This window comes from Lentzea alba, assembly GCF_011067745.1.
In the GTDB taxonomy this organism is placed as follows: Bacteria; Actinomycetota; Actinomycetes; order Mycobacteriales; family Pseudonocardiaceae; genus Lentzea; species Lentzea alba.
Map to the genome: position 1 here is coordinate 173424 of NZ_JAAMPJ010000012.1, position 21129 is coordinate 194552.

Here is a 21129-nt window from a genome sequence, read left to right on the forward strand (position 1 = left end):
ACATCGGGCGCCAATCTCCGCTGCAGACCCTGGCCGCATGAGCCTCGCGACGCCCGCTCCCGAAACCACGGCGACGGCCACCACCGCACCTGTGCTCGACGTGGTGGTCCCCGTCTACAACGAAGAGAACGACCTCGCCCCCTGTGTGCGGAAGCTGCACGCGCATCTCACGCAACGGTTCCCGCACTCGTTCCGGATCACCATCGCCGACAACGCCAGCACAGACGGCACGGCGCAGATCGCCGACGCGCTGGCGGACGAGATGAGCGAGGTGCGGTCGGTGCACCTCGCCGAGAAGGGCCGCGGTCGTGCACTCAAGGCGGTGTGGTCCACATCGGACGCCGCGGTGCTGGCGTACATGGACGTCGACCTGTCCACCGACCTCGCCGCGTTGCCTCCCCTGGTGGCGGCGCTGACGTCAGGTCACTCCGACATCGCGATCGGCAGCAGGCTGGCGCGCGGTGCCCGCGTCGTGCGCGGTCCCAAGCGGGAGTTCATCTCCCGGTGCTACAACGTGCTCCTGCGCAGCACCCTGGCCGCCCGGTTCAGTGACGCGCAGTGCGGTTTCAAGGCCATCCGCGCCGACGTCGCCCGCGGACTGCTGCCCCACGTCGAGGACACCGGCTGGTTCTTCGACACCGAACTGCTGGTGCTCGCCGAGCGCGCCGGACTGCGCATCCACGAGGTTCCGGTGGACTGGGTGGACGACCCGGACAGCCGGGTCGACATCGTGTCGACCGCCATCGCCGACGTGAAGGGCATCGCGCGGCTGTTGCGCGGCTTCGCCTCGGGTGTCATCCCGATCGCGGAACTGCGGGTCCGGCTGGGACGGGCGCCGCTGGAACAGCCACGGCCCGGCGTGCCGGCGGGACTGCTCACCCAGCTGGTGCGGTTCGGCGCGGTCGGCGTCGCGAGCACCCTGGCCTACCTCGCGTTGTTCCTGTTGCTGCGCGGCGGGATCGGCGCACAGGCGGCCAACCTGATCGCGTTGCTGGTCACCGCGATCGCCAACACGGCGGCCAACCGGCGGTTCACCTTCCGGGTGCGGGGAGGCGCGGGCGCGGTGCGCCACCAGTTCGAGGGACTGATCGTCTTCGGCCTGGGCCTCGGTCTCACGAGTGCCTCGCTCGTCCTCATCCAGCAGGTGACCGCGCCGGGTGGCCACGCGGAGATCCTCGCCGTCGTGCTGGCCAACCTCGTGGCCACCGTGTTGAGGTTCCTGTTGTTCCGCAACTGGGTGTTCCGCAGGAGTGCTCGGTGAGACCGGCACGGACTCCGGCCGGAGATCACGGATCTCGTCCTCGGGGATGCCTTGTGCGATCGCGGCATCTACGGTGGCGTCAACGGCGCGGCAGGGAGTTCGTTCATGGTGAGGCTGGACCGTCTGGTCAACGTGCTGGGCGGGTACGGAGTCCGGTTGTGCTGCTGTCCGGTGTCGCGGTCAGCCGAGTTGCGCGGTGTGGTGCTGAGAGATGCCACGGACGATCGGGCCGAGGTGGGCGACGTCTATCTCGCCGTCGGGGCCGGGTCGGTGGTCGAGGCCGTGCGGGCGGCGGTGTCGGCGCGTGCCGTCGTCGTGCTCGTGCGGGGCGGTGAGGAACTCCTGGCGGACGCCGTCGCGGTGGGGGAGGCCGAGGGGGTCGCGGTGATGCTCGCGGATCCGGCCCTGTCGTGGAGCCAGCTCGCGGGTGTCGTCTACGGCCTGGTGCTCGAGGGCAGGGAGACGGAGTCGGGGCGCGGTCCCACCGACTTGTTCGCGTTGGCGGACAGTCTCGCCACCGCCATCGGTGGTGCCGTGACCATCGAGGACCGGTTGTCGCGCGTGCTGGCCTACTCGGGACCGCAGGAGGAGGTCGACGCGGCACGGCTGGAGACCATCATGCGGCGGGAGGTGCCCGCGTGGGTGCGGGAGTTGTTCGATGCGGCGGGCGTGCGGGCGCACCTGCTGGCGTCCGATGAACCGTTGTTCGTCTCCGGCGAACCCGCGCGTGGCCTGACCGGGCGGATGGTGGTCGCGGTCCGGGTGGGCCGGGAGTTGCTGGGGGCGGTCTGGGTGGCGTGCCCGGCGCCGCTGGAGGGCACGCGGCGCACCGCCTTGACCGATGGCGCCCGGATCGTGGCGCTGCACCTGCTGCGCTTGCGGGCCAGCGCCGACCTGGAGCGCCAGGTGGAGTCGGAGTGGGTGATCCGGCTGCTGGAGGGCACGGCGGACGCCGCGACGGTGATCAGCCAGCTCGGGTTGCCGCCGGGGCCCGCCAGGGTGGTCGCGGTGCGCGCGCACGTCGGTGACGAGCGGCACGCGGCCGTGTTGCTGGCGTTCGAACAGGCGACCACCGGGTTCGGCTGGTCGCGACCGGGACGCAGTGCCTTGGCTGGCAACAGCATTTACACCGTCCTGCCGGGCGAGCAGGTCGACGCGGCGCGGGACTGGCTGGCGGCGTTGAGGTCGGCGTTGCCCGGCAACGTCACGACGTCGGCGGGGATCAGCGCGGTCGCCGAGGCCGCGGACCTGCCGGCTGCCCGGCAGGAAGCGGACGAATGCCTGGCGTTGCACGAGATGCGGGCCGGCGACACGGCTCCGCCCGCTTACGACGAGTCGTGGGACGAGATCCTGTTGCAGCGGCTGCGGACCGCGGCGCGGGTCGGGAGGGCGTCCGCGCGCGGGCCGGTGGCGGACCTGCGCAGGCACGACGGCGACCACGGCACCGACTACGTCGCGACGCTGCGAGCCTGGCTCGAGGCGCAGGGCGATCTGGCCGTGGCCGGTGAACGGCTCGGCGTGCACGGCAACACCGTGCGCAACCGGCTGCGGAAGATGAACGAGGTGACCCGGCTCGGGCTGGACGACGCCGCCAAGCGGGTCGCGATGATGATCGACCTCGCGGCAACGGTGTCGGAAACCGACAATCGCTGACCCGCGATTGTAGGAATCGGACAATCGGTTCGGGCCTCCTCCGCCGCATCCTGGCATCGGGACCAGCGATGACAGGAGGCAGGGATGGACGGCGTCGAGCGCCTTGACGGCGGTCCGCGCTCAGCGGTGGTGGTCGGTGCGGGTGTGGTGGGCCTGTCCACGGCGTGGTTTCTGCAGGAGCGCGGTGTCGAGGTGACGGTGGTCGACCGGACCGGCGTCGCGGCGGGCGCGTCGTGGGGCAACGCCGGGTGGATCGCACCGGGGCTCGCGATCCCGCTGAACGAACCGGCGGTGCTGCGCTACGGGCTGCGTTCCTTGTTCAACCCGGCCGCGCCACTGCACATCCCGCTGACCACCGACCCGAAGTTGTGGTCGTTCCTGGCCCGCTTCGCCGCGCACTGCCGCTGGTCGTCGTGGACCAGGGTGGCGAAGGCGAACATCCCTCTCAACGAGGAGAGCATCGAGGCCTACGACGTGCTCACCGCCAACGGCGTCGAGGCGCCCACCGTCGCCGCCCCGATCACCGCGGCCTTCACCTCCGCGAGGCAGGCGCAGTCGCTCGTGCGGGAGCTGGAACGGCTTGCGGCGACCGGACAACCGGTCGAGTACGCGCAACTGTCCACAGAGGACCTGAGGGAACAGGTCCCGCTGGCGTCGCCCGCGCTGGCGGCCGGTGTGCGCGTCGACGGGCAGCGTTTCGCCGACCCCGGCGGGTTCGTGCGGGCACTGGGCAGCGCGGTGGTGGCCCGTGGGGCCACGATCCGTTCGTTCGAGGTGGCCGACGTCTGTGCGGACAACGCCGGAGTCACCGTGAAAGCCGAGGACGGCAACGCGATTTCCGCTGACGTGGCGGTGCTGGCCACCGGCGCCTGGCTCTCGGCACTCGCGGCCCGAGCGGGTGTCCGCATTCCGGTCCGGGCCGGGCGTGGGTACTCGTTCACCGTGCCCGTGCGCAAGCCGGTCCGCGGTCCGGTCTACCTGCCGGAAGCACGCGTGGCGTGCACGCCCTACCAGGACGGTCTCCGAGTCGCGGGCACCATGGAGTTCCGCCACCCGGACGCACCGCTGGACGCGGCGAGAGTGGACGCGATCATCGCCTCCGCCCGGCCGCTGCTCGACGGCGTGTGGTGGGAGGACCGCACCGACGTCTGGGTGGGTCCGCGTCCGGTCACCCCGGACGGTCGCGCTCTCATCGGCGCGACCAGCGCTCCGGGCGTGTACGTGGCGGGCGGGCACGGCATGTGGGGCCTGGCCCAGGGTCCCGTCACCGGACGCTTGCTGGCGGAGCAGATCACCACCGGCAAACAGCCCGCCGCGCTGCGCGAGTTCGACCCCGTCAGGTGAGCGCCACGTGGAAACCGACCCCACCGATCCGCCGCTGACCGACGGCGAGCGAGCCGAACTGGCGTGGCTGCGCAAGGAGAACGACTTCCTCCGCGTCCAGCGCGACATCCTCGTGCGCGTGGCCACCGGCTACGCCCACGACTTCGAAGCCGTGCTGCGCCGCGACAACCACTGACCTTCTTCCTGTCCGTGCGGGTCGTGGACCGACCGAACCCGGCCCACACGGACGCCCCCGCCGTCAGGGCGGGACCTCCCCCCAGACCGCCCTGACGGCACCTAACTCCTGCAACGGAGGCATCATGACGAGCACCGCACCGCGCGTGTGGCTGACACCGCAGGCGCATCACCGGCTCCGCAACGAACTGACGGCCCTGCTCGCGCCGAGACGCGGCAGCGCCGAGACCGGCGACTTCACTTCCCAGCGGGATCGAGAGACGCGCGTCCGCCAGATCAACGACCTCCTCACCAACGCGATCGTGGGCGAAGACCCTCCGGACGACGGCGTCGCCGAACCCGGCATGGTGCTCACCGTCCGGTTCGACGACACCGGCGAGACCGAGACGTTCCTGCTCGGCGCACGCGGCGCGGAACACGGCACGATCGAGGTTTACTCGCCGGACTCGCCGTTGGGAGCGGCTGTCAACGGTGCCCGCCAAGGGGAACAGCGAGCCTACCGGACACCCAGCGGCGTCGAGGTCGTCGTCACGTTGCTGAACGCCGTGCCCTACGGGCAGGTGCGTCGTGCTCAGTGACCGCGAACGCGAGACGTTGTGCGAGATCGAACGCAACCTCTCCGACGACGATCCGAAACTCGCCAAGACGCTGGAATGGCCCTCCGAGCGTGCACACCACCGGCACGTCCATGCGGCCCTCATCGTCCTCGCCGTGGTGCTGGGCGTGGTCGCGTTGGTGCTCGGGCACACGACCGGCGCGCTGGGGTGTGCGCTGGTAGCTGGGTGGACCTGGGGCGCACTGCAACGCCGGAACAGGCCAGAGGTCCGCCGGAGCCAGGTGACCGACTGATCTCCGACGTGTTCGCTACCGCGTGCTTCGCAGGAGCGGCCGCATGAGGTCGTGGATGTGCGGTGACGGTTCGAGTCCGAGCTGCGCGCGCAGCAGCGCCCGGTAGCTCTGGTACTGACGCACCGCCTGCGCGGGATTGCCGTCCGCGAGATGCAGCTCGACGAGGGTCCGGTGAGCGCTTTCCCGCAAGGGATCGGTCTGGACGGCGGCCAGGGCGGCCTGGTGTGCGTGGTGGTGGTCGCCGCAGGACCGGAGCTTCTCGCTCAGCACCTCCAGCGCGCGCAACCGCGCTTGCCACCACCAGTCCCGCTCGGCCTGCACCCACGGCTGGACCCAGCCCGGCAGCAGGTCGGCTTTGAGCAGCGCCACCGCGGCGGGGTTCGCGCCCGGTTCGGCCGTGAACGCGCAGGCGCGCCGGAAGTCGACGTCCACCCCGAGGTCCAGGGTCAGCGCGTCGTCGACGGCCACGACCAGCTGTACCGGTTTGCTCAGCCGCCACAACGACGAGCGCAGGCAGGCGCCGGCGCGGCGGGCGGTGGCCTCCGGCCAGAGCAGGGCCGCGGCGACGGCGCGCGGCACCGGCGCCGCACGCAGGGCGAGGAGCGCGAGCAGTCTCTGGGCGCCGGGCACGACGTGGATCGGTGTCCGGCCGAAGCCCAGCCGGAAACCGTCGAGCAACTGGAGATGCAGCCGCTGGTCCGGTGCGGAGGTCAGCTCGGTCATGGTGGAGGCTCACTCCTCTCGTGGCCAGGAGTCGCCGGATGCCCGGTTGTTGCCGACTCACACACCCCGCGGCGAAATTGCTCCGTCCTGACCAGCGGCGGTGACGCGGCCGTGTCGAGGGAGTGGTGGCAAGGAGTCGGACGGGTCACAGCGGGTGCCTAGCTTCGCCGTGGAGTCACACCCCCACGGGAGGCGAGATGTTCCTGCACACCAGCAGGTTGCAGTTCGAAGCGAAGCCGGACCGTCCGGACGCGCACTACGCGCGCAAGCTCCAGGAGCTGATCGGCGGCGCGTTCGGCGAGATGACGGTGACGATGCAGTACCTGTTCCAGGGCTGGAACTGCCGGATGGAGGGCAAGTACAAGGACCTGATCATGGACGTGGCGACGGAGGAGATCGGCCACGTCGAGATGCTCGCGACGATGGTGGCGCGGCTGCTCGAAGGCGCGCCGTCCGAGGTGACCGCCAAGGCGGTGTCCGACGACCCGGTGGTCGCCGCGATCATCGGCGGGATGGACCCGCAGCAGGCCATCGTGAGCGGTGGCGGGCCCACGTTGTCCGACGCCAACGGGGTGCCGTGGAACGGCCGGTACATCGTCGCGAGCGGCAACCTCATGGCCGACTTCCGCGCCAACGTCGCGGCCGAGGCGCAGGGCAGGCTGCAGACGGCCCGGCTGTACAACATGACCGACGACAGCGGCGTCCGCGACATGCTGAAGTTCAACCTCGCCCGTGACACGGCGCACCAGAACATGTGGCTCGCCGCGATCGAGGAACTGCAGGAGGACGGCCTCGAAGGCCCGATCTCGCCGAGCGCGTTGTTCGACGAGGAACACGCCGAGCACGCCGGGACGATCTGGCACAACTCCGACGGGGCGCTGGGAGCCGAGGGCGGCTGGGCGTCCGGCACCGCGCCGGACGGCGCGCACGAGTTCTCCTACGTGATGGACCCGGAGCCGTTGGGCGGTCACGCGTCCGCGCCGAAACCGGATCCGCTGCTGTACGCCACCAGCCCCGCGAACCTCGGGCTGATCGAGAAGGCCATCCGCAAGCTCACCTGAGGAGGCCTCGAAGATGGTCGGCATCACGATGCCAGCTCGCGTCCGGTCGGCCGCGCTCGTCATGGGACCCGCCTTCGTCGTCGCGGTCGCCTACGTCGATCCCGGCAACTTCGCGACGAACATGGCGGGCGGCGCGACGCACGGATTCCTGTTGTTGTGGGTGATCGTCAGCGCGAGCGTGCTGGCGATGTTCATCCAGTACCAGTCGGCGAAGCTCGGCATCGTGACCGGCCGCAACCTGCCGGAGCTCTGCCGCGAGCACTACCCGCGGCCCGTGACGAAGCTGTTGTGGGTGCAGGCGGAGCTCGTGGCGATGGCCACCGACCTGGCGGAGTTCGTCGGCGCGGCGGTGGCGCTGAACCTGTTGTTCGGCGTGCCGCTGCTGCCGGCCGCGCTGATCACCGCGGTGGTGTCGTTCGGCATCCTCGCACTGGCCCCGCTGCGCCGGCGGCGGTTCGAGTCGGTGATCATCGGCCTACTCGCGATCGTGCTCGGCGGATTTCTCTACCAGACCCTGCACCTCGGGCCGCTGACCGGCGCGGCAGCGGGGCTCGTGCCGGGTTTCGCCGGGGTCGACAGCGTGCTGCTCGCGACCGGCATGCTCGGTGCCACGGTCATGCCGCACGTGATCTACCTGCACTCGGCGCTCACCCAACGCCACCACACGACCTCGCCGGACGCCCAGCGCGGTGCCCTGCGGGCCAGCCGCACCGACATCGTGGCGGCGCTGGGCATCGCCGGAATGGTGAACGTGAGCATGCTCGTGGTGGCGGCCGGGGCGTTCCACCAGGCCGGTGCGCCGCGGGAGTCGTTGGAGGACATGCACTCCGGCCTCGGGCAGCTGCTCGGTCCCGGTGCGGCGCTGGCGTTCGCGTTGGCGCTGCTGGCTTCCGGGCTCGCCGCGTCCAGCGTGGGCACCTACTCCGGACAGGTGATCATGGAGGGGTTCCTGCGCCGGCGGATCCCGCTGTGGCTGCGCCGGGCGGTCACGATGACACCGGCGCTGGCGGTGCTGGCGTCGGGCGTCGACCCGACGAAAGCCTTGGTGCTGAGCCAGGTCGTGCTGTCGTTCGGCATCCCGTTCGCACTGGTTCCCCTGGTGCTGCTGGCCCGGCGCGCCGACGTGATGGGCGCGGCGGTCAACCGTCGCGGCGTCACCGCGGCGGGTGCGGTGGCGGCCCTGGTGATCTCGGCGCTGAACCTGTTCCTGCTGGTGCGGACGGTGACGGGATGAGGTGGGTGGATCGCGCGGCACTGGTGCTGGGACTGGGCATCGGCGGCTTCGTCGACGGCATCGTCATTCATCAACTGCTCGGCTGGCACCACATGCTGTCCGGGTGGTATCCGCTGGACGACGTGCATCTGATGATGCTCGGCGACGGCCTGTTCCACCTGCTCTGCCTGCTGCTGGTGCTCGTGGGCGTCGCCATGCTCAACCGGCGGCCGCCACTGCCGAACGCCGTGCTGGCAGGCGGAATCCTGGCCGGTTGGGGTGTCTTCAACCTCGTCGAGGGCATCGTCGACCACCACGTCCTCGGCGTGCACCACGTCCGGCACGGACCAGGCGAGCTGGCCTACGACCTCGCGTTCCTGGCGGCCGGGTTGGTACTGGTCGTGGTCGGTGTCCTGATGAGCAGGCGCGCGTCGGCGAATCCGCCAGCGCGGGCATGACATCCGCGCTGGCGGTGATCACCGGTGTGGGTTCCGCTCAGCTGACCGCGGGCCCGGATTCGCTCGATCCCGACAGCGCCGCGATGAACTCGTGGCACTGCTTGGCACGCGCCGAATCCTCTTCCATGACACGGCGGAAGAAGTCGGCGATGTCCTGACGACCGGCGTTGTCCGCGTCCCGGACGTACTGGCCGTAGTCGTGCCCTGCCTTGAGAGCGTGGTACTGCACGGAGATCAGGTCGTAGGTGACGTCGTCGAAGCCGGTCTCACCGGTTGCCATCGCTACCTCCCGTGGTTGTCGTACGGGGGTGATACCCGCGCGAATCGAGTTGAACCGGTGCGCCAGGGGTATCCCCGGCACTCGTGCTCCGAGAGAGGTCGGAAACATGAACACAGCAGGAAAAGCGTTTCTAGCCGCGGGAGTGGTGACCGTGGCGGCGGTGGCCAGGCGACGGCGCCGCACCCCGGCCGTCCAGCAGGCCGATCGCTGGCTGGTCGTGACGGTGAACCGCTCACCGGACGACGTCCAGTCCTCGCTGCCGGACGACCTGGCGCGGTGGCGGGACCAGATCGAGATCAGCATCCGGCCGGCGACCGGCGACAAGGGCACCGAACTCAGGGCCAAGCCCGCCGGTGAGGTGTCGCACGACGACGTCAGGCTGGCGCTGCGCAAGGCGAAGGCGGTGCTGGAGGCCGGCGAGGTGATCCAGCCCGACACCGCGCCAACGCATCCGGGCCCGATGGGCAAGGTGCTGCAACGGGTGACCAGCCGGGCCGGTGGCGGTGGTCGGCTGTGAAGGCGTTGTGCTGGGAGGGGATCAACGACGTCCGCGTGCAGGACGTGCCCGATCCCCAGCTGCTGAACGACCAGGACATGATCCTCAAGGTCCGGCTGAGCACCGTGTGCGGCTCGGACCTGCACCTGCTCACCGGCCACATCCCGTTCATGCAGGCGGGTGACGTGATCGGCCACGAGTTCATGGGCGAGGTCGTCGAGGTCGGGCCCGGTGTCACCAGGCACCGGCCGGGTGACCGCGTGGTGGTGTGTTCGTTCATCGCCTGCGGCCGGTGCTGGTACTGCCGCAACGAGCTGTATTCGTTGTGCGACAACACGAACACCAACCCGGCGATCACCCAGCACCTGTGGGGAGCCGATCCCGGCGGCATCTTCGGCTATTCACACGCGATGGGCGGCTTCCGGGGCAGCCACGCCGAGTACGTGCGCGTGCCGTTCGCCGACCACACCGCGATCCCGATTCCCGAGGCCGTGGACGACATGAGCGCCCTCTTCACGTCCGACTCGGCGGCGACCGGGTGGATGGGCGCGGATCTGGGGGGCGTCAAGCAGGGCGATGTCGTGGCCGTGTGGGGCGCGGGCGCGGTGGGCCAGATGGCTGCCCGCGCGGCCCAGTTGCTGGGTGCCGAACGCGTGCTGCTCATCGACCGCTTCGACTACCGGTTGAGGCAGGCGGAGTCGGTGTTCGGCGTGGAGACGATCAACTACGCCGAAACCTCGGTCGGTGACGCGTTGCTGGAGGCCACGGGTGGTCGCGGCCCGGACGTGTGCATCGAGGCGGTCGGCTGTGAAGCGCACTCGACCGGTCCGCAGTACGTGTACGACCAGGTGAAGAGCAAGCTGAAGCTGGAGACGGACCGCCCGATCGCGGTGCGCGAGGCGATCTACAACTGCCGCAAGGGCGGATCGGTGTTCGTGCTGGGCGTCTTCACCGGGGTCGTGGACAAGTTCCCGTTGGGCGCCTTGATGAACAAGGGCTTGACCGTACGCGGCGCGCAGCAGCACGGGCAGCGCTACATCCCGATGCTGCTGGACCGCATCGCGTCCGGCGACCTCGCCACCAACCACCTGGCGACGCACGTCATGCCGCTGAGCGAGGGCGCGCGGGGCTACGAGCTGTTCAAGAAGAAGGAAGACGAGTGCGTCCGCTCGGTCTTCCGCCTGTGATTTCTCGCCTCACGACTGGCGCGGGGGTGGTTCGGAGGAACCACCCCGGTTGCCGACAGGCAGGCCAGGAGCGTGAGCCGATCCTCGGACCAGTTCGGGACTTGCTCGTCTGAGCACCTGGCCGGATGTGCTGTCCGAAACCTCCGCGCCGGGAAAAATGAGGGCGGGGCTGGGGTGGGCATTGGTCTGGTCGGGTAACGGACACAACTTCTGGCGGCCTGCTCAGGGGAGGCATTGGCGGCTGGCGCGAAGCATGGCCTGGTACATGGCGTCGGGCTCGGGTGAGGCGGGCAGTGGTCCGCGGGCGGGAGCCTCGAAGGACTGGATCATCAGCGCGACCACCCGGTGCCAGGCGCCGGGAGCGGCATCGCCGGTCGCGTTGACGACACCGGCGTTCGCCATGTGCAGCAGCACGAGGTCCTCCGGGGTGAAGTCCTGACGCAGGCTGCCCGCGGCCTTGGCGCCCTCGATGAGCCGCACCACGCCGTGGTACGCCTCGTCCCGGCGTTGCTCCAGGCCCTTGGCGGTCGGGAAGGTCATGGTCAGCACGTCGGCGAAGCCGTAGTCGGCGGCCTGCATCGCGCAGACGGTCTCGATGAACTCGGTGAGACCGTGCCAGGGATCGGGGTCGGCGAGGGCGGTGGCGACCGCGTCGGCGTAGGCGTCCATCCGGTCGGAGAAGACCGCGGCGACCAGGTCCTCCTTCGCGGGGAAGCGGCGGAAGAGGGTGGCGAGACCCACCCCCGCCTCGCGGGCCACGGAGGCCATGGAGGCGTTCAGGCCGTCGCGCCGGAACACCGCGCGGGCGGCCGTGAGGATCCGCGCGCGGTTGCGCTCGGCGTCGCTGCGCAAGGACGTTTCGGCGGGCATGAGGGTCAGTCTAACTAACTGGAACACCCTTTCCGTTTTTGGTGTACGGTGGGCCGAGCCGGAACTGGATAGGCCTTTCCGGTTAGGTGAAAGGACCGCTGTGCCCACCATCGCCATCGTCGGAGCGGGTCCCGGAATGGGCCTCGCCATCGCTCGCACCTTCGGCTCCCGCGGGTTCGACGTCGCCCTCGTCGCCCGCAACCAGGCCAAACTCGACAGCCTGGTCGACCAGCTCGCCGCCCAGGGCATCACCGCCGCCGCGTTCCCCGCCGACGTGCTAGACCACGAGGCGCTGACCCAGGCGCTGAAGAACGCCGCCACCAGGTTCGGCGGCATCGACGTCCTGGAGTACTCCCCGGCCGGGACGATCGCCACGACCACGCTGACGACTCCGTCCCAGACCACTCCGGACGACGTGCGCCGCGAGATGGACTTCAACCTGTACGGCGCCATCACCGCGACCAGGGCGGTGCTGCCCGCGATGCGCGAGGCAGGCGCCGGCACCCTGCTGTACAGCGGCGGTGCCGGTTCGATCGATCCGCTCCCGATGCTCGGCAACGCCAACGCCGCCCAGGCCGCGTTGCGCAACTGGGTGATCAACCTGCACAAGGAGCTGGCCGGTACCGGCATCCAGGCCGCGCACGTCGCGATCGGCGTGTGGATCGGCACCGACGGCCCGCCCGGTGCGCCGACGGCCACGGCCGAGGAGATCGCCCCGGTCTACTGGGACCTGCACACCCACCACGACGACGCCGAACGCGTCTTCACCGTCTGATCCGTCCGGAAAGGACCTCTGCCCGATGAACGTGGTTCTGTGGGTCGTGCAAGGCGTGCTGGCCGCGATGTTCCTGATGGCCGGCATCGTCAAGTCCACCCAGCCGCGCGAGAAGTTCACCGCACAACTGCCGTGGGCCAACGACTTCTCCACCCCGGTGGTGCGCCTGATCGGTGTGGCCGAGTTCGCCGCCGCGCTGGGGCTCGTGCTGCCCGCGGCCACCGGCATCGCCACGGTGCTCACGCCGCTGGCCGCCAGTGGCCTGGCCGTGATCATGCTGGCGGCCATGGGAGTGCACGCGCGCCGCAAGGAGCCGAAGGCCATCGCGTTCAACGTGGTCCTGCTCATCGGCGCGGCCCTGGTGGCGTGGGGCCGGTTCGGGCCCTACGCGTTCTGAGCTGACGTAACAGCGGTGCTCGGGTTCTCCCACGAGGAGAACCCGAGCACTGGTGTCACTGCGCGGTCGGTACGGGGTGACCTTCCGACGCCTGCACGACGACGATGCCCTGACCCGACAGCGCGAGCTGGTACGCCTCGCCGGAGCCGCGTCCGATGACGGCACCGAGCTTCGCCGTCTTGCGGATCGAGGACTGCAGCGAGGTGGACCACAGCACCGCGGACTGCATGTCGACGTACGTCGGCACGTCCACGTTCAGCACGACCGGCGTCCCGTAGGCGGTGACGGCCAGCGCTCCGGTACCCGTGAACGTGGTGTTGAACAGGCCGCCGCTGAGCATCGACGCGCCTTCGGTTCGGTTGATGTCCCACTTGAGCGTGCTCTCGAAGGCGAGCACGTTCTTGCCGTTGACGGTGACGCCCTCGTTCTCCAGGTGCAGCACGAAGATCTCGTCGGCGTCCTGGGCGAGGAACACGTCGCCGCTGCCCGACACCTTCATCAACGACATGCCTTCACCGGTGAAGGCCTTCTTGAACAGCTTGCCGAGGCCGCCGGCGCCTTCGTAGGCGAAGTCGACGTCGCCCTGGTAGGCGACCATCGATCCCTGCTTGGCGAAGAAGTGCCCGCCGCTGCCGGTGAGGTCCACCTTGAGCATGCGGTCGTTCTGCAGCTGGAAGCTTCCCGGCTCGACGGACCGTTCTGAGTGGTTGAACAGTGAGCTGCGCATGCGCAGATGATCCAGGTGATCACGAGCTCGTGCACCGCCGGGTGCTTCTGGAGCACTCTCGCTCGCCCTGAGCACCGCACCACCTGCTTGATCACCACGTGCACCTGCCGTGGTGCAGTCCTGTTCGGGATGCGGAGTCGGCCTCGGTCCTCACGCCGGCGCCGGAAGGTGCATCGACGCGAGCCTGCCCGGATCGACCAGGATCTCGATGCCGGTGATCCGGTCGTCGACGACCGTGAACGCGATGATGGAGAGCGGGGAACCGTCCTCGCGCCAGGAGACGTACCCGGGAAGGTCGTTGACGAGCACGGCTTGGTGCTGCGCGACCGAGCCGGCGAACATCTTCGCGCCGGCGGCGACCTCGGTAGCGCCGAGGGTGACGACCACGCCGCCAGGAGTGTCGACCGTCAGCTGCACTTCCGGGTCGAGCACGCGCAGCAGCCCCTCGAAGTCGCCCTCGGACGCCGCCGCGCGGAAGGCGTGGATCACCTTGCGCTGTTCGCGTCCGACTACCGCCGGCCGCTCAGTCGTCCGCACCTTTCCGCGGGCGCGGCTGGCGAGCATCTTGGTGGCGTCGGCGGACTTGCCGAGGATCTGGCCGATCTCGTGGAACGGCACCGCGAACATGTCGTGCAGCACGAATGCCAGCCGCTCACCCGGCCCGAGCGAGTCCAGGACGGTGAGGAGCGCGAGCCCGACCGAGTCGGCGAGCGCCGCGTACTCCTCCGGCGCGGGGCCGTCGTCGATCGTCACCACGAGTTCTGTCAGCCCGTCGCCGTAAGGTGCCTCAGGGCGGGTCTGGCGCGAGCGCAGGACGTCCAGGCTGATTCGGCCGACCACCGTGGTCAGCCAGGCTGCCAGGTTCTGGATGGTCGCCGCGTCCTGGCGCGCGAGCCGCATCCAGGCCTCCTGGACCGCGTCCTCGGCATCGGCGTGCGATCCGAGCACGCGGTAGGCGACCGCACGGAGCCGATCGCGCTGAGCCTCGAACACCTCGGCGACCAGGTTCGCCGGACTGGGGTCGATCATGCTGCTACCTTCCTCGGATCGGCTCGATCCTGGGTGAAGACGGGCGGGATCGTGACGTGGCCAGCACCGGCCACGCGCTTCTGCGGACACTCAGCCGTCGTGGTCACGAAGTCCCCAGGCGCTGCTCGCGGAGCGAGATCCGGTTTCCATCCGGATCCACTGCCTCGATGCGGACGCCGAACGGGTAGTCCTCCGGTTCTGGCTGTTCGAAGGTCACGCCTCGGTGGCGGAACACCTCGACGTCTTTCCTCAGGTCGTCCGACTCGAGGATGAGCGGACCGGGTACCGCGCCCGGCCCTGGCTGCCCCGCGGCGGCCGCGTGCGACCACAGGATGATCTTGACCGGGCTGCCCGCGACGCCCACGGTGAGGAACCGTCCATCAGGCCCCGGATAGTCCGCCTGCTTCTCCAGGCCGAGTCCTTCGGTGTAGAACCTCAACGCACGGTCCTGATCGGTGACGTAGACCGTCACGTACATGATGTTCGTCAGCACCCTGTTCTCCCGCTCCACTTGTCGGTCCGACGACCCGGACTTGCTCGGTCGTCACCTGTATGACGGGCGACGGCGGGAGAAGGTAACCGATGCGCGACCCCCTGCCATCGGCTCGTGGGCCGCGGTCCTGCGAGTTCACCGTGTGAGCCGGTCCTGTCGGCGACAATGATCGGATGCCGGGGTCGGAACACGAGAAACCAGCCGTCCACAACGAGGTGTCCGGTTCGGCGGACAACGTCGTGCAGATCGGCACCGTCATCGGCGACGTGGTGATCGGTGACCGGACCAGGCCGTCCGCGGCTGCTCCGTTCATGGCGCCGCGCCTGCCCGCCGACTTCACCGGCCGCGTCCACCTCGGCGCGCAGCTGCTGGAGGCGTTGCTGGAGCCGGCCGCCGGTGGGGGCCGCCCCGTGGTGTTGAGCGGCCTCGGCGGATTCGGCAAGACGTCGATGGCGACGTGGGCCTGCCACCAGCCGGCCGTCCGCGATCGTTTCTCCGACGGTGTGCTGTGGGTCGAGTTGGGGCGCAAGCCGTCCGAACAGCGGCTCGCGGCGTTGCTCAGCGACGTGACCGCGCTGGTGGCAGGCACCGCGCCGCGCGTGTTCGCGACCGTTCCCGCTGCGGCGGAGGCGTTTCGCGACGTCCTCACCACACGGCGGCTGCTTCTGGTCCTGGACGACGTCTGGGCCGGTGACGCGGTGGACCCGTTCCTGGAGGGCGGGACGCAGTGCGTGCGTCTGGTGACCACGCGCAACCGCGGCGTGGTGGACGGCACCAGCGTGATCGTCGACGCGCTCGACGACGAGGAAGCGCGGGCGATCTTGAGCGCGGACCTGCCGGACGACGCCGCGGCGCACGTCGGTTCACTGGCGGCGCGGGTCGGACGATGGCCGCTGGCGCTGACGATGCTCGGCGGCACCTTGCGGAGTTTGGTGACCCAGCACGGGCTTCCGGTCGCCGAGGCGGTGTCCGGTGTGGTCGCGGAACTCGACCGGCACGGCATCACCTCCGCCGACCAGCTGTCCGACGTGGAGCTGCGTCGTGGCATCGCGACCACGCTGGAGCTGAGTCTCGCGGACCTCGCCGATTCCGCCGGTGTGGCGAGCGTCGACCGGCTCAGGTCGATCGCGGCCTTCCCGCAGGGGACGCTGGTCCCGTTCTCCTGGCTGGAGCAGCTGTGGCAGCTCAGCGCCGTGCAGACGCGGATCGAATGCGACCGCTTCGTCCGCCGTTGCCTGGTCTCGGCGTCCGGCGTCGAGGGCGTCCGGCTGCACGACGTGACCCGCGAGGCGTTGCGCGAGAACCGGTCGATGTCGGCTGTCAGCGCGGCTTTGCTGGACGGCGGCTGCCCGCTCGGCGACCAGCTCGCGTACCACCTCGTGCAGGCAGGCCGTGCCGATGAGCTCGGCCTGCTGTTGCTCGACATGCGATATCAGGTGGAGCGCATGTGGTCGGATGGACCGCTCGCGTTCGAAGCCGACGTCGCCACGTACTTGGCCGCGTGTGCCGCTGATGGACCCGTCGAGATGCTGGCTTCGCTGCTGCGGCAGGAGGCACATCTGCTGGTCGATCATCGTGACCGCCGCGACCTGGCGCTCACCCTGCACACCCGGCTGTTCTGCCGTCCGGAGTTGTTCGAGCGGATCTCCCACGTCCCGGAGGTGGGCGGGGTGACTCCGCTGCGGCCCTTCCCCGACCGCGCCGAGAACGCGCTGACCAGGGTCGTCGCCGGACACCGCGGACCCGCCGCGTCCGTCACGTGCCATCCGGACGGGAACCTGATCGCCACCGCCGGCGCCTACGACACCACGGTCCGGATCTGGGACACGCGCACCTGGAGCGAAACGAACGTCATCGTCGTCCCGGGCGCGGCACTGGACACGGTGCGATGGAGCCCGGACGGCGCGTTCATCGCCGTAGTCGGCATGACGGACCGATTCCGGGACGACAGCGGGCCGTCGCCGCACGTGTTCACCGTCCTGATCTTCGACGCGCGCACCGGCGCCGAGGTGACCGCCTTCGGATCGCGCGGGCGTTCGATCGGCAGTCCCGTGGCGATCGCCTGGGCACCGGACTCGTCGTGGCTCGCGTTCTCCTCGGCGGAGGAAGTCGGGCTGTGGCCGGTCGCGGGTGGTGCACCAGCTTTCCTGAAACCGCCCGTCGACGTCGTGGCGCTCGACTGGCACGGCGAGCACGGCTTGGCCGCCGTGACGACCGACCGGCGGCTGCTGTGGTGGCGTGGTCCGGTCTCGTCGCCATCTGAGGTGATTGTGTGGCAACACGAGGCGTTCCTGGGCGTACGCGTGCGACTTGCCTGGCGGCCCGGAGGCTCCTCCCTCGTACTGTCCACACGCGACAGTTTCCTGATCCTGGATCCGCGCAGCCAGGCCGTGTTGTGGAGCGAGTCGCCTGCTGAACTGCTGGTCTACCACACCGCGGGATGGTCTCCGGACGGTCGATCGCTCAGTTCGTACCGCAGTGACAGGAACCGGGTGGCGAGTCTGGTGACCTGGCGGGTCCCACCTGATCCGCAGCTCGCGGCGGGGTCACCGGAGCTCGTCGGGAGGATCGGCTGCGGCGTCGACGACGGTCTGGACGACGACCTCGTGTGGGTGCGGTCCGGCACGATGGTCGCCACGGTCGGTGCGCCCGTCGTCCGGGTCTGGTACCCCGAGAACTCGGCGGAGCAGGACCTGGCCTGGCGCGAGCTCGACACCGTGCGGTGGAGTCCGGACGGGCGGCAGTTGGCTGTTCGATGTCACCGGGAATGGGCCCTGGTCGACCCCGACCGTCCGGAAGACCCACCACGGCAACAACTTTCCTACCCCTTCGGGACACCTCCGCTCACCGATCGGCACGACCGCGCGGAGGCTGCCGGGATCGAACCCGCCGGCTACGAATGGCACGCCGAGGTCGCGTTCGCGTCCAACTCGCTGCGCGCGGTGGCTTTCTGGTTCGGAGCCGTCAAGATTTTCCAGGCAGGCGGCCCAGAACCCGTGTGCACGCTGGAGAAACCTGCCGCGACGCGATGGGCTTCGCTGTGCTTCACCCCCGACGAATCCCGCCTCGTCTCCCTGGCCGAGGACAGTGGTTACACGACAGCGGAGATCATCGTCTGGGATCTCGACGCCGGTCGGCGGACAGCCACCGCGGAGTTGAGCGCGAGAGACTTCCAGCTGAGCTGCACCACCGACAAGCTGGCCGCGAGCCTGCGCCACGTGGCGGTGGTGACGCGCTCCGGCCTGCTCGGCCTCTACGAGATCGACGAGCTTCGTCCCGTGTGCTGGATCAAGGTCAACGGCCGGCTGCGGGACGTTTCCTTCGATCCCGCGGGGGAGCGGCTGGCCGTCGTGGGGGACGCCGGCCTGTATCTCCTGCGCGTTCGATGAGCTGGGAAATGTCACCACTGCGCCCAGGCGCGTCGCTCGTTCGCGTAGCCTCGTCACGTCGACCGATGATGTTTCGGGGGAAGTGTCGTGACAGACCGCCAGCAACGGATGCAGTCGCTCATGCGCTCGTTCGAGGAGCAGGCGAAGAAAGCCGGTGAGCTCCAGCAGGCCATGAAGGACCTGCGCGGTGTCGGCCGCAGCCGCGACGGAGCGGTCACGGTGACCGCGGCGACCTCGGGCGCGGTGCTCGGGCTGCAGCTGGCGCCGAACGCGATGAACCGCTCGCACGTGCAGTTGCAGCAGGAGATCCTCGACGCGATCAGGATGGCCACGCAGAACGCCGCCCAGCAGCTGGAGCAGGTCGTGGCGCCGATCCTCGGGGACCAGCTGCAGCAGTTCAAGGACGGCATGGCCGCCTCGGGCGTCGAGCCGTTGATGCCGTCGGCTCCGCCTGCGCCCGGTGCTCCGCAGCCGCCGTACCCGCCGCAGGCCCGGCCGCCGTTCCCTCCTCCCGCCGCACCGCGACCCGCGCAGCGGAACCGACCGGCCCAAGATCACGTCGAAGACGAGGAACCACCCAGCACGTACCTGAGGTAGGGGGAGTCAGGTGAATTTCCACGTTCAGCCGGAGGCGCTGACCGCGTTCGCGCGCGGCAGCGACAGCCTCGCGGAGAAGTTCGGTGCGCTGGCGAAGCTGCTCGAACAGGCCAGGGTCGACGACCAGTGCTTCGGCCCGATCGGCGACGCCGTCGGGTTGAGCAGCGGCTACTTCAAGAGCCTGCAGGAGTGCCAGCAGCTCGCGACCGACGCGCAGGGGTTCCTGAAGCAGACCGGTGAGCAGCTGCAGGAGAGCTTCGACGTCTACCAGGGTGTCGACCAGGGCATCTCGCAGGCGTTCGGGCAGATCGGCAAAGGTCTCGGGGGCGGTGGGCGGTGACCGGTCCTGGCACGTTCGCCGACCTCAACGACGGCGACCAGAAGAACTGGTTCCAGCAGTCCGCCGAGCGCGGCAGCTCCGCCTACGGCGCGATGGCGGACCTGGCGGACGCCACCTCGCCGCCGCAGATGACCGCCGCCACGATCTCCGGCCGCATGGAGCTGCTGCAGACGCTGGCCAGCCCCGGTCAGGCGTTGCTGGACAACGGTCTGGGCTTCCTGGTCTCGATCGTGCTCAGCCCGCTGATCGAGCTCGCGGAGTGGGCGATCGGCGACCCCGAGCAGATGCGCGCCACCGGCGAGGGCTGGGAAGAGGTCGCGAAGTGGCTCGACGAGGTCGCCGAGTCCGAGAAGAAGCGAGCGGAGACCACCACCAGCATGTGGGTGGGCGCGGCCGGTGACGGCTTCCGCAAGCAGGTCAACGAGTTCGCCGGCGGCGTCGAGGCGCTGGCCGAGGACATTCGCGGCCTGAAGCAGACCCTGGAGACGATCGCCGAGCTCTTCGACATGTTCGTCGAGTTCGTGATCCAGATCCTCACCGAGCTGATCATCGGCCTGATCGTGCAGTGGCTGGCGGCGCTGGCGGCCTCCTGGATCACCGCGGGCGGTTCGGTCGCGGCGGCGGGTGCGACGACGACCGTGCAGGTCGGCAGCACCGGTGTGCGCATCACCATGCGGGTGTCGAAGCTGCAGATGGAGCTGTTCAAGGCCGTGCAGCAGATCGAGAAGCTGCTGGTGCGCCTGCGCGGCCCGCTGCGCCAGGTCATCCAGCGGATGAACGGCCTGCGCGGCGGCAACATGGCCCAGCAGATGGCCGGCCGCCACCTCGGCTCGAACCCGGTCGTCAACATCCTCACCAGGGCCGACGGCACCTCGCTCGCCTCCACCACCGGCAACCGGTTCATGCAGAACGTGACCGGTGAGGGTGCGCTGGCGGGCAACGTCGCGCAGACCGTGCTCACCGGCATGCTCGGCGGCCAGACCAGGGTCGGTGGCGCGGTGTTCAGCGCCGGTGCCGACGCCGCGGTGGACGGCGCCGTCAAGTTCGGCAGCCAGGAAGCCTACGACGCCGCGCAGAACAAACCGTCCGAAGAGGAGCGTCGCGACGCTCAGGAACGCGGGTTCAACTGGTGAAGCTCGACGGCGTCCTCGCCATCCGGCAGTCCTGGTGCCAGCCGGGCGAACCGATCCTGCTGTGCGTCGGTGCCGACGCCGGCAGCACCCGGTTCGACCTCGCCGGCCTGGACTGGCAGGGCAGGCCGGCGAAGGGCGGGCTGGGCAAGGTCGCCGGGGCGTTCGGCAACGCGGCCGCGGGTGTCGTGGACGCCGCGTTCGCGGGCAGCGGCCCGGAGGACGGGGGAGCCGACACGCCGCACGTCGTGGTGTGGGGCCCGCGTCCCGACGGCATCGCCACCCGGCTGTGCCGCCCGTCCGCGCGGTCCTGGCTGGTGCTCACCCCACGTCGGCTGGCCCAGGTGAGCCTGGTCGAGGAACCCGCCGAGCCCGAACCGGAGAAGAGCCTGCTCGACCGGGTCAGCGGCTTCGCGAAGAGCGCTCGGGACGTGTTCGGTGGCAAGAGCCCGTATCCGCCGCACCAGCCCGTCGCGACCGCCGAGGTGACCACGGTCGCCGAGGTGCCCCGCGAGCAGATCGGCGCAGTGTCGCTGTCCGAGAGGAAACTGCCTCGACAGTACCAGGTCCGGGACGTTCACGCCCTGCGCGTGTCCTTTGTGGACGGATCGGGGCTCGACGTGCTCACATCGGCTCCGGAGAACGCGCAACGGTTGCTCGCCATGGCCAACGGACAAGGGTGA

Annotated in this window: 24 protein-coding genes; 18 read left to right on the forward strand and 6 right to left on the reverse strand. The window is 69.9% G+C overall.

Going from position 1 to position 21129, the window contains the following annotated elements; genetic code table 11:
• Window positions 1–37: 37 nt before the first annotated feature.
• The 6 genes from G7043_RS35645 (at window position 38) to G7043_RS35670 (ending at window position 5281) form a co-directional block, all read left to right on the forward strand.
• Window positions 38–1261: a bifunctional glycosyltransferase family 2/GtrA family protein gene (locus tag G7043_RS35645; protein ID WP_166053071.1), complete on the forward strand. Its 1224-nt coding sequence runs from the start codon at window positions 38–40 to the stop codon at window positions 1259–1261.
• Window positions 1262–1366: 105 nt separating this feature from the next.
• Window positions 1367–2914, forward strand: a complete 1548-nt coding sequence (locus G7043_RS35650; RefSeq protein WP_166053072.1) for a PucR family transcriptional regulator — start codon at window positions 1367–1369, stop codon at window positions 2912–2914.
• Window positions 2915–2998: 84 nt separating this feature from the next.
• A complete protein-coding gene (locus G7043_RS35655; RefSeq protein WP_166053073.1) occupies window positions 2999–4258 on the forward strand; it encodes an NAD(P)/FAD-dependent oxidoreductase in 1260 nt (419 codons plus the stop codon).
• 7 nt (window positions 4259–4265) lie between these two features.
• Window positions 4266–4433 carry a hypothetical protein gene (locus G7043_RS35660; protein WP_166052946.1) on the forward strand — a complete coding sequence of 56 codons (168 nt, stop codon included), beginning with the start codon at window positions 4266–4268 and terminating at the stop codon, window positions 4431–4433.
• Between the two features lie 124 nt (window positions 4434–4557).
• Window positions 4558–5010, forward strand: a complete 453-nt coding sequence (locus G7043_RS35665) for a GreA/GreB family elongation factor (protein ID WP_166053074.1) — start codon at window positions 4558–4560, stop codon at window positions 5008–5010.
• Window positions 5000–5281 carry a DUF3040 domain-containing protein gene (locus G7043_RS35670; RefSeq protein ID WP_166053075.1) on the forward strand — a complete coding sequence of 94 codons (282 nt, stop codon included), beginning with the start codon at window positions 5000–5002 and terminating at the stop codon, window positions 5279–5281. Before G7043_RS35665 ends, G7043_RS35670 begins: the two co-directional genes overlap by 11 nt.
• 15 nt (window positions 5282–5296) lie before the next feature.
• Here the strand turns inward: G7043_RS35670 and G7043_RS35675 are convergent, their stop codons facing one another.
• Window positions 5297–6004, reverse strand: a complete 708-nt coding sequence (locus G7043_RS35675; protein WP_166053076.1) for an AfsR/SARP family transcriptional regulator — start codon at window positions 6002–6004, stop codon at window positions 5297–5299.
• Window positions 6005–6201: 197 nt separating this feature from the next.
• Here G7043_RS35675 and G7043_RS35680 point away from each other — a divergent pair, with 197 nt between their 5' ends.
• From G7043_RS35680 to G7043_RS35690, 3 genes are read left to right on the forward strand one after another with little or no spacing between them, the layout of a single operon-like run.
• On the forward strand, window positions 6202–7065 hold the full coding sequence (locus G7043_RS35680) for a manganese catalase family protein (protein WP_166053077.1): 864 nt from the start codon (window positions 6202–6204) through the stop codon (window positions 7063–7065).
• Between the two features lie 13 nt (window positions 7066–7078).
• Window positions 7079–8299: an Nramp family divalent metal transporter gene (locus G7043_RS35685; protein WP_166053078.1), complete on the forward strand. Its 1221-nt coding sequence runs from the start codon at window positions 7079–7081 to the stop codon at window positions 8297–8299.
• The gene (locus G7043_RS35690; RefSeq protein ID WP_166053079.1) at window positions 8296–8736 is read left to right on the forward strand and encodes a DUF2243 domain-containing protein; all 441 of its coding nucleotides are present in this window, start codon (window positions 8296–8298) and stop codon (window positions 8734–8736) included. The genes G7043_RS35685 and G7043_RS35690 overlap by 4 nt, the downstream gene beginning before the upstream one ends.
• Before the next feature lie 37 nt (window positions 8737–8773).
• Here G7043_RS35690 and G7043_RS35695 read toward each other — a convergent pair whose 3' ends face one another.
• On the reverse strand, window positions 8774–9016 hold the full coding sequence (locus G7043_RS35695; protein ID WP_166053080.1) for an acyl carrier protein: 243 nt from the start codon (window positions 9014–9016) through the stop codon (window positions 8774–8776).
• 106 nt (window positions 9017–9122) lie between these two features.
• On the opposite strand from G7043_RS35695, the gene G7043_RS35700 reads away from it, so the two are divergent.
• Together G7043_RS35700 and G7043_RS50115 are read left to right on the forward strand one after the other, a co-directional pair.
• Window positions 9123–9533, forward strand: coding sequence for a hypothetical protein (locus G7043_RS35700; protein ID WP_166053081.1), 411 nt, complete (start codon window positions 9123–9125; stop codon window positions 9531–9533).
• Window positions 9530–10699, forward strand: a complete 1170-nt coding sequence (locus tag G7043_RS50115) for a zinc-dependent alcohol dehydrogenase (RefSeq protein ID WP_166053082.1) — start codon at window positions 9530–9532, stop codon at window positions 10697–10699. The genes G7043_RS35700 and G7043_RS50115 overlap by 4 nt, the downstream gene beginning before the upstream one ends.
• 222 nt (window positions 10700–10921) lie before the next feature.
• On the opposite strand, the gene G7043_RS35710 is transcribed toward G7043_RS50115, so the two are convergent.
• The gene (locus tag G7043_RS35710; protein ID WP_166053083.1) at window positions 10922–11569 is read right to left on the reverse strand and encodes a TetR/AcrR family transcriptional regulator; all 648 of its coding nucleotides are present in this window, start codon (window positions 11567–11569) and stop codon (window positions 10922–10924) included.
• Window positions 11570–11669: 100 nt separating this feature from the next.
• On the opposite strand from G7043_RS35710, the gene G7043_RS35715 reads away from it, so the two are divergent.
• Together G7043_RS35715 and G7043_RS35720 are read left to right on the forward strand one after the other, a co-directional pair.
• A complete protein-coding gene (locus G7043_RS35715; RefSeq protein WP_166053084.1) occupies window positions 11670–12344 on the forward strand; it encodes an SDR family NAD(P)-dependent oxidoreductase in 675 nt (224 codons plus the stop codon).
• Window positions 12345–12369: 25 nt separating this feature from the next.
• Window positions 12370–12741 carry a DoxX family protein gene (locus G7043_RS35720; protein ID WP_166053085.1) on the forward strand — a complete coding sequence of 124 codons (372 nt, stop codon included), beginning with the start codon at window positions 12370–12372 and terminating at the stop codon, window positions 12739–12741.
• Window positions 12742–12796: 55 nt separating this feature from the next.
• On the opposite strand, the gene G7043_RS35725 is transcribed toward G7043_RS35720, so the two are convergent.
• From G7043_RS35725 to G7043_RS35735, 3 genes are all read right to left on the reverse strand, one after another.
• Entirely contained in the window at window positions 12797–13468 is a 672-nt protein-coding gene (locus tag G7043_RS35725; RefSeq protein WP_166053086.1) for an AIM24 family protein, read from the reverse strand.
• Window positions 13469–13618: 150 nt separating this feature from the next.
• A complete protein-coding gene (locus G7043_RS35730; RefSeq protein WP_166053087.1) occupies window positions 13619–14497 on the reverse strand; it encodes a sigma-70 family RNA polymerase sigma factor in 879 nt (292 codons plus the stop codon).
• A gap of 103 nt (window positions 14498–14600) precedes the next feature.
• The gene (locus G7043_RS35735; RefSeq protein WP_166053088.1) at window positions 14601–14990 is read right to left on the reverse strand and encodes a VOC family protein; all 390 of its coding nucleotides are present in this window, start codon (window positions 14988–14990) and stop codon (window positions 14601–14603) included.
• 173 nt (window positions 14991–15163) lie between these two features.
• On the opposite strand from G7043_RS35735, the gene G7043_RS35740 reads away from it, so the two are divergent.
• The 5 genes from G7043_RS35740 (at window position 15164) to G7043_RS35760 (ending at window position 21129) form a co-directional block, all read left to right on the forward strand.
• Entirely contained in the window at window positions 15164–18379 is a 3216-nt protein-coding gene (locus tag G7043_RS35740) for an NB-ARC domain-containing protein (protein ID WP_166053089.1), read from the forward strand.
• Window positions 18380–18466: 87 nt separating this feature from the next.
• On the forward strand, window positions 18467–18976 hold the full coding sequence (locus tag G7043_RS35745) for a YbaB/EbfC family nucleoid-associated protein (protein WP_313888230.1): 510 nt from the start codon (window positions 18467–18469) through the stop codon (window positions 18974–18976).
• 10 nt (window positions 18977–18986) lie between these two features.
• Window positions 18987–19316, forward strand: coding sequence for a hypothetical protein (locus G7043_RS35750; RefSeq protein ID WP_313888231.1), 330 nt, complete (start codon window positions 18987–18989; stop codon window positions 19314–19316).
• Entirely contained in the window at window positions 19313–20449 is a 1137-nt protein-coding gene (locus tag G7043_RS35755; protein WP_166053090.1) for a WXG100 family type VII secretion target, read from the forward strand. The genes G7043_RS35750 and G7043_RS35755 overlap by 4 nt, the downstream gene beginning before the upstream one ends.
• The gene (locus G7043_RS35760) at window positions 20446–21129 is read left to right on the forward strand and encodes a hypothetical protein (RefSeq protein WP_166053091.1); all 684 of its coding nucleotides are present in this window, start codon (window positions 20446–20448) and stop codon (window positions 21127–21129) included. The genes G7043_RS35755 and G7043_RS35760 overlap by 4 nt, the downstream gene beginning before the upstream one ends.

Coding starts and splice junctions, on each gene's coding strand:
- G7043_RS35685 (WP_166053078.1), top strand. CDS start 7,079: ATGGTCGGCATCACGATGCCAGCTCGCGTCCGGTCGGCCGCGCTCGTC.
- G7043_RS35675 (WP_166053076.1), bottom strand. CDS start 6,004: ATGACCGAGCTGACCTCCGCACCGGACCAGCGGCTGCATCTCCAGTTG.
- G7043_RS35680 (WP_166053077.1), top strand. CDS start 6,202: ATGTTCCTGCACACCAGCAGGTTGCAGTTCGAAGCGAAGCCGGACCGT.
- G7043_RS35690 (WP_166053079.1), top strand. CDS start 8,296: ATGAGGTGGGTGGATCGCGCGGCACTGGTGCTGGGACTGGGCATCGGC.
- G7043_RS35645 (WP_166053071.1), top strand. CDS start 38: ATGAGCCTCGCGACGCCCGCTCCCGAAACCACGGCGACGGCCACCACC.
- G7043_RS35730 (WP_166053087.1), bottom strand. CDS start 14,497: ATGATCGACCCCAGTCCGGCGAACCTGGTCGCCGAGGTGTTCGAGGCT.
- G7043_RS35740 (WP_166053089.1), top strand. CDS start 15,164: ATGCCGGGGTCGGAACACGAGAAACCAGCCGTCCACAACGAGGTGTCC.
- G7043_RS35700 (WP_166053081.1), top strand. CDS start 9,123: ATGAACACAGCAGGAAAAGCGTTTCTAGCCGCGGGAGTGGTGACCGTG.
- G7043_RS35655 (WP_166053073.1), top strand. CDS start 2,999: ATGGACGGCGTCGAGCGCCTTGACGGCGGTCCGCGCTCAGCGGTGGTG.
- G7043_RS35725 (WP_166053086.1), bottom strand. CDS start 13,468: ATGCGCAGCTCACTGTTCAACCACTCAGAACGGTCCGTCGAGCCGGGA.
- G7043_RS35695 (WP_166053080.1), bottom strand. CDS start 9,016: ATGGCAACCGGTGAGACCGGCTTCGACGACGTCACCTACGACCTGATC.
- G7043_RS35710 (WP_166053083.1), bottom strand. CDS start 11,569: ATGCCCGCCGAAACGTCCTTGCGCAGCGACGCCGAGCGCAACCGCGCG.
- G7043_RS35650 (WP_166053072.1), top strand. CDS start 1,367: ATGGTGAGGCTGGACCGTCTGGTCAACGTGCTGGGCGGGTACGGAGTC.
- G7043_RS35665 (WP_166053074.1), top strand. CDS start 4,558: ATGACGAGCACCGCACCGCGCGTGTGGCTGACACCGCAGGCGCATCAC.
- G7043_RS35720 (WP_166053085.1), top strand. CDS start 12,370: ATGAACGTGGTTCTGTGGGTCGTGCAAGGCGTGCTGGCCGCGATGTTC.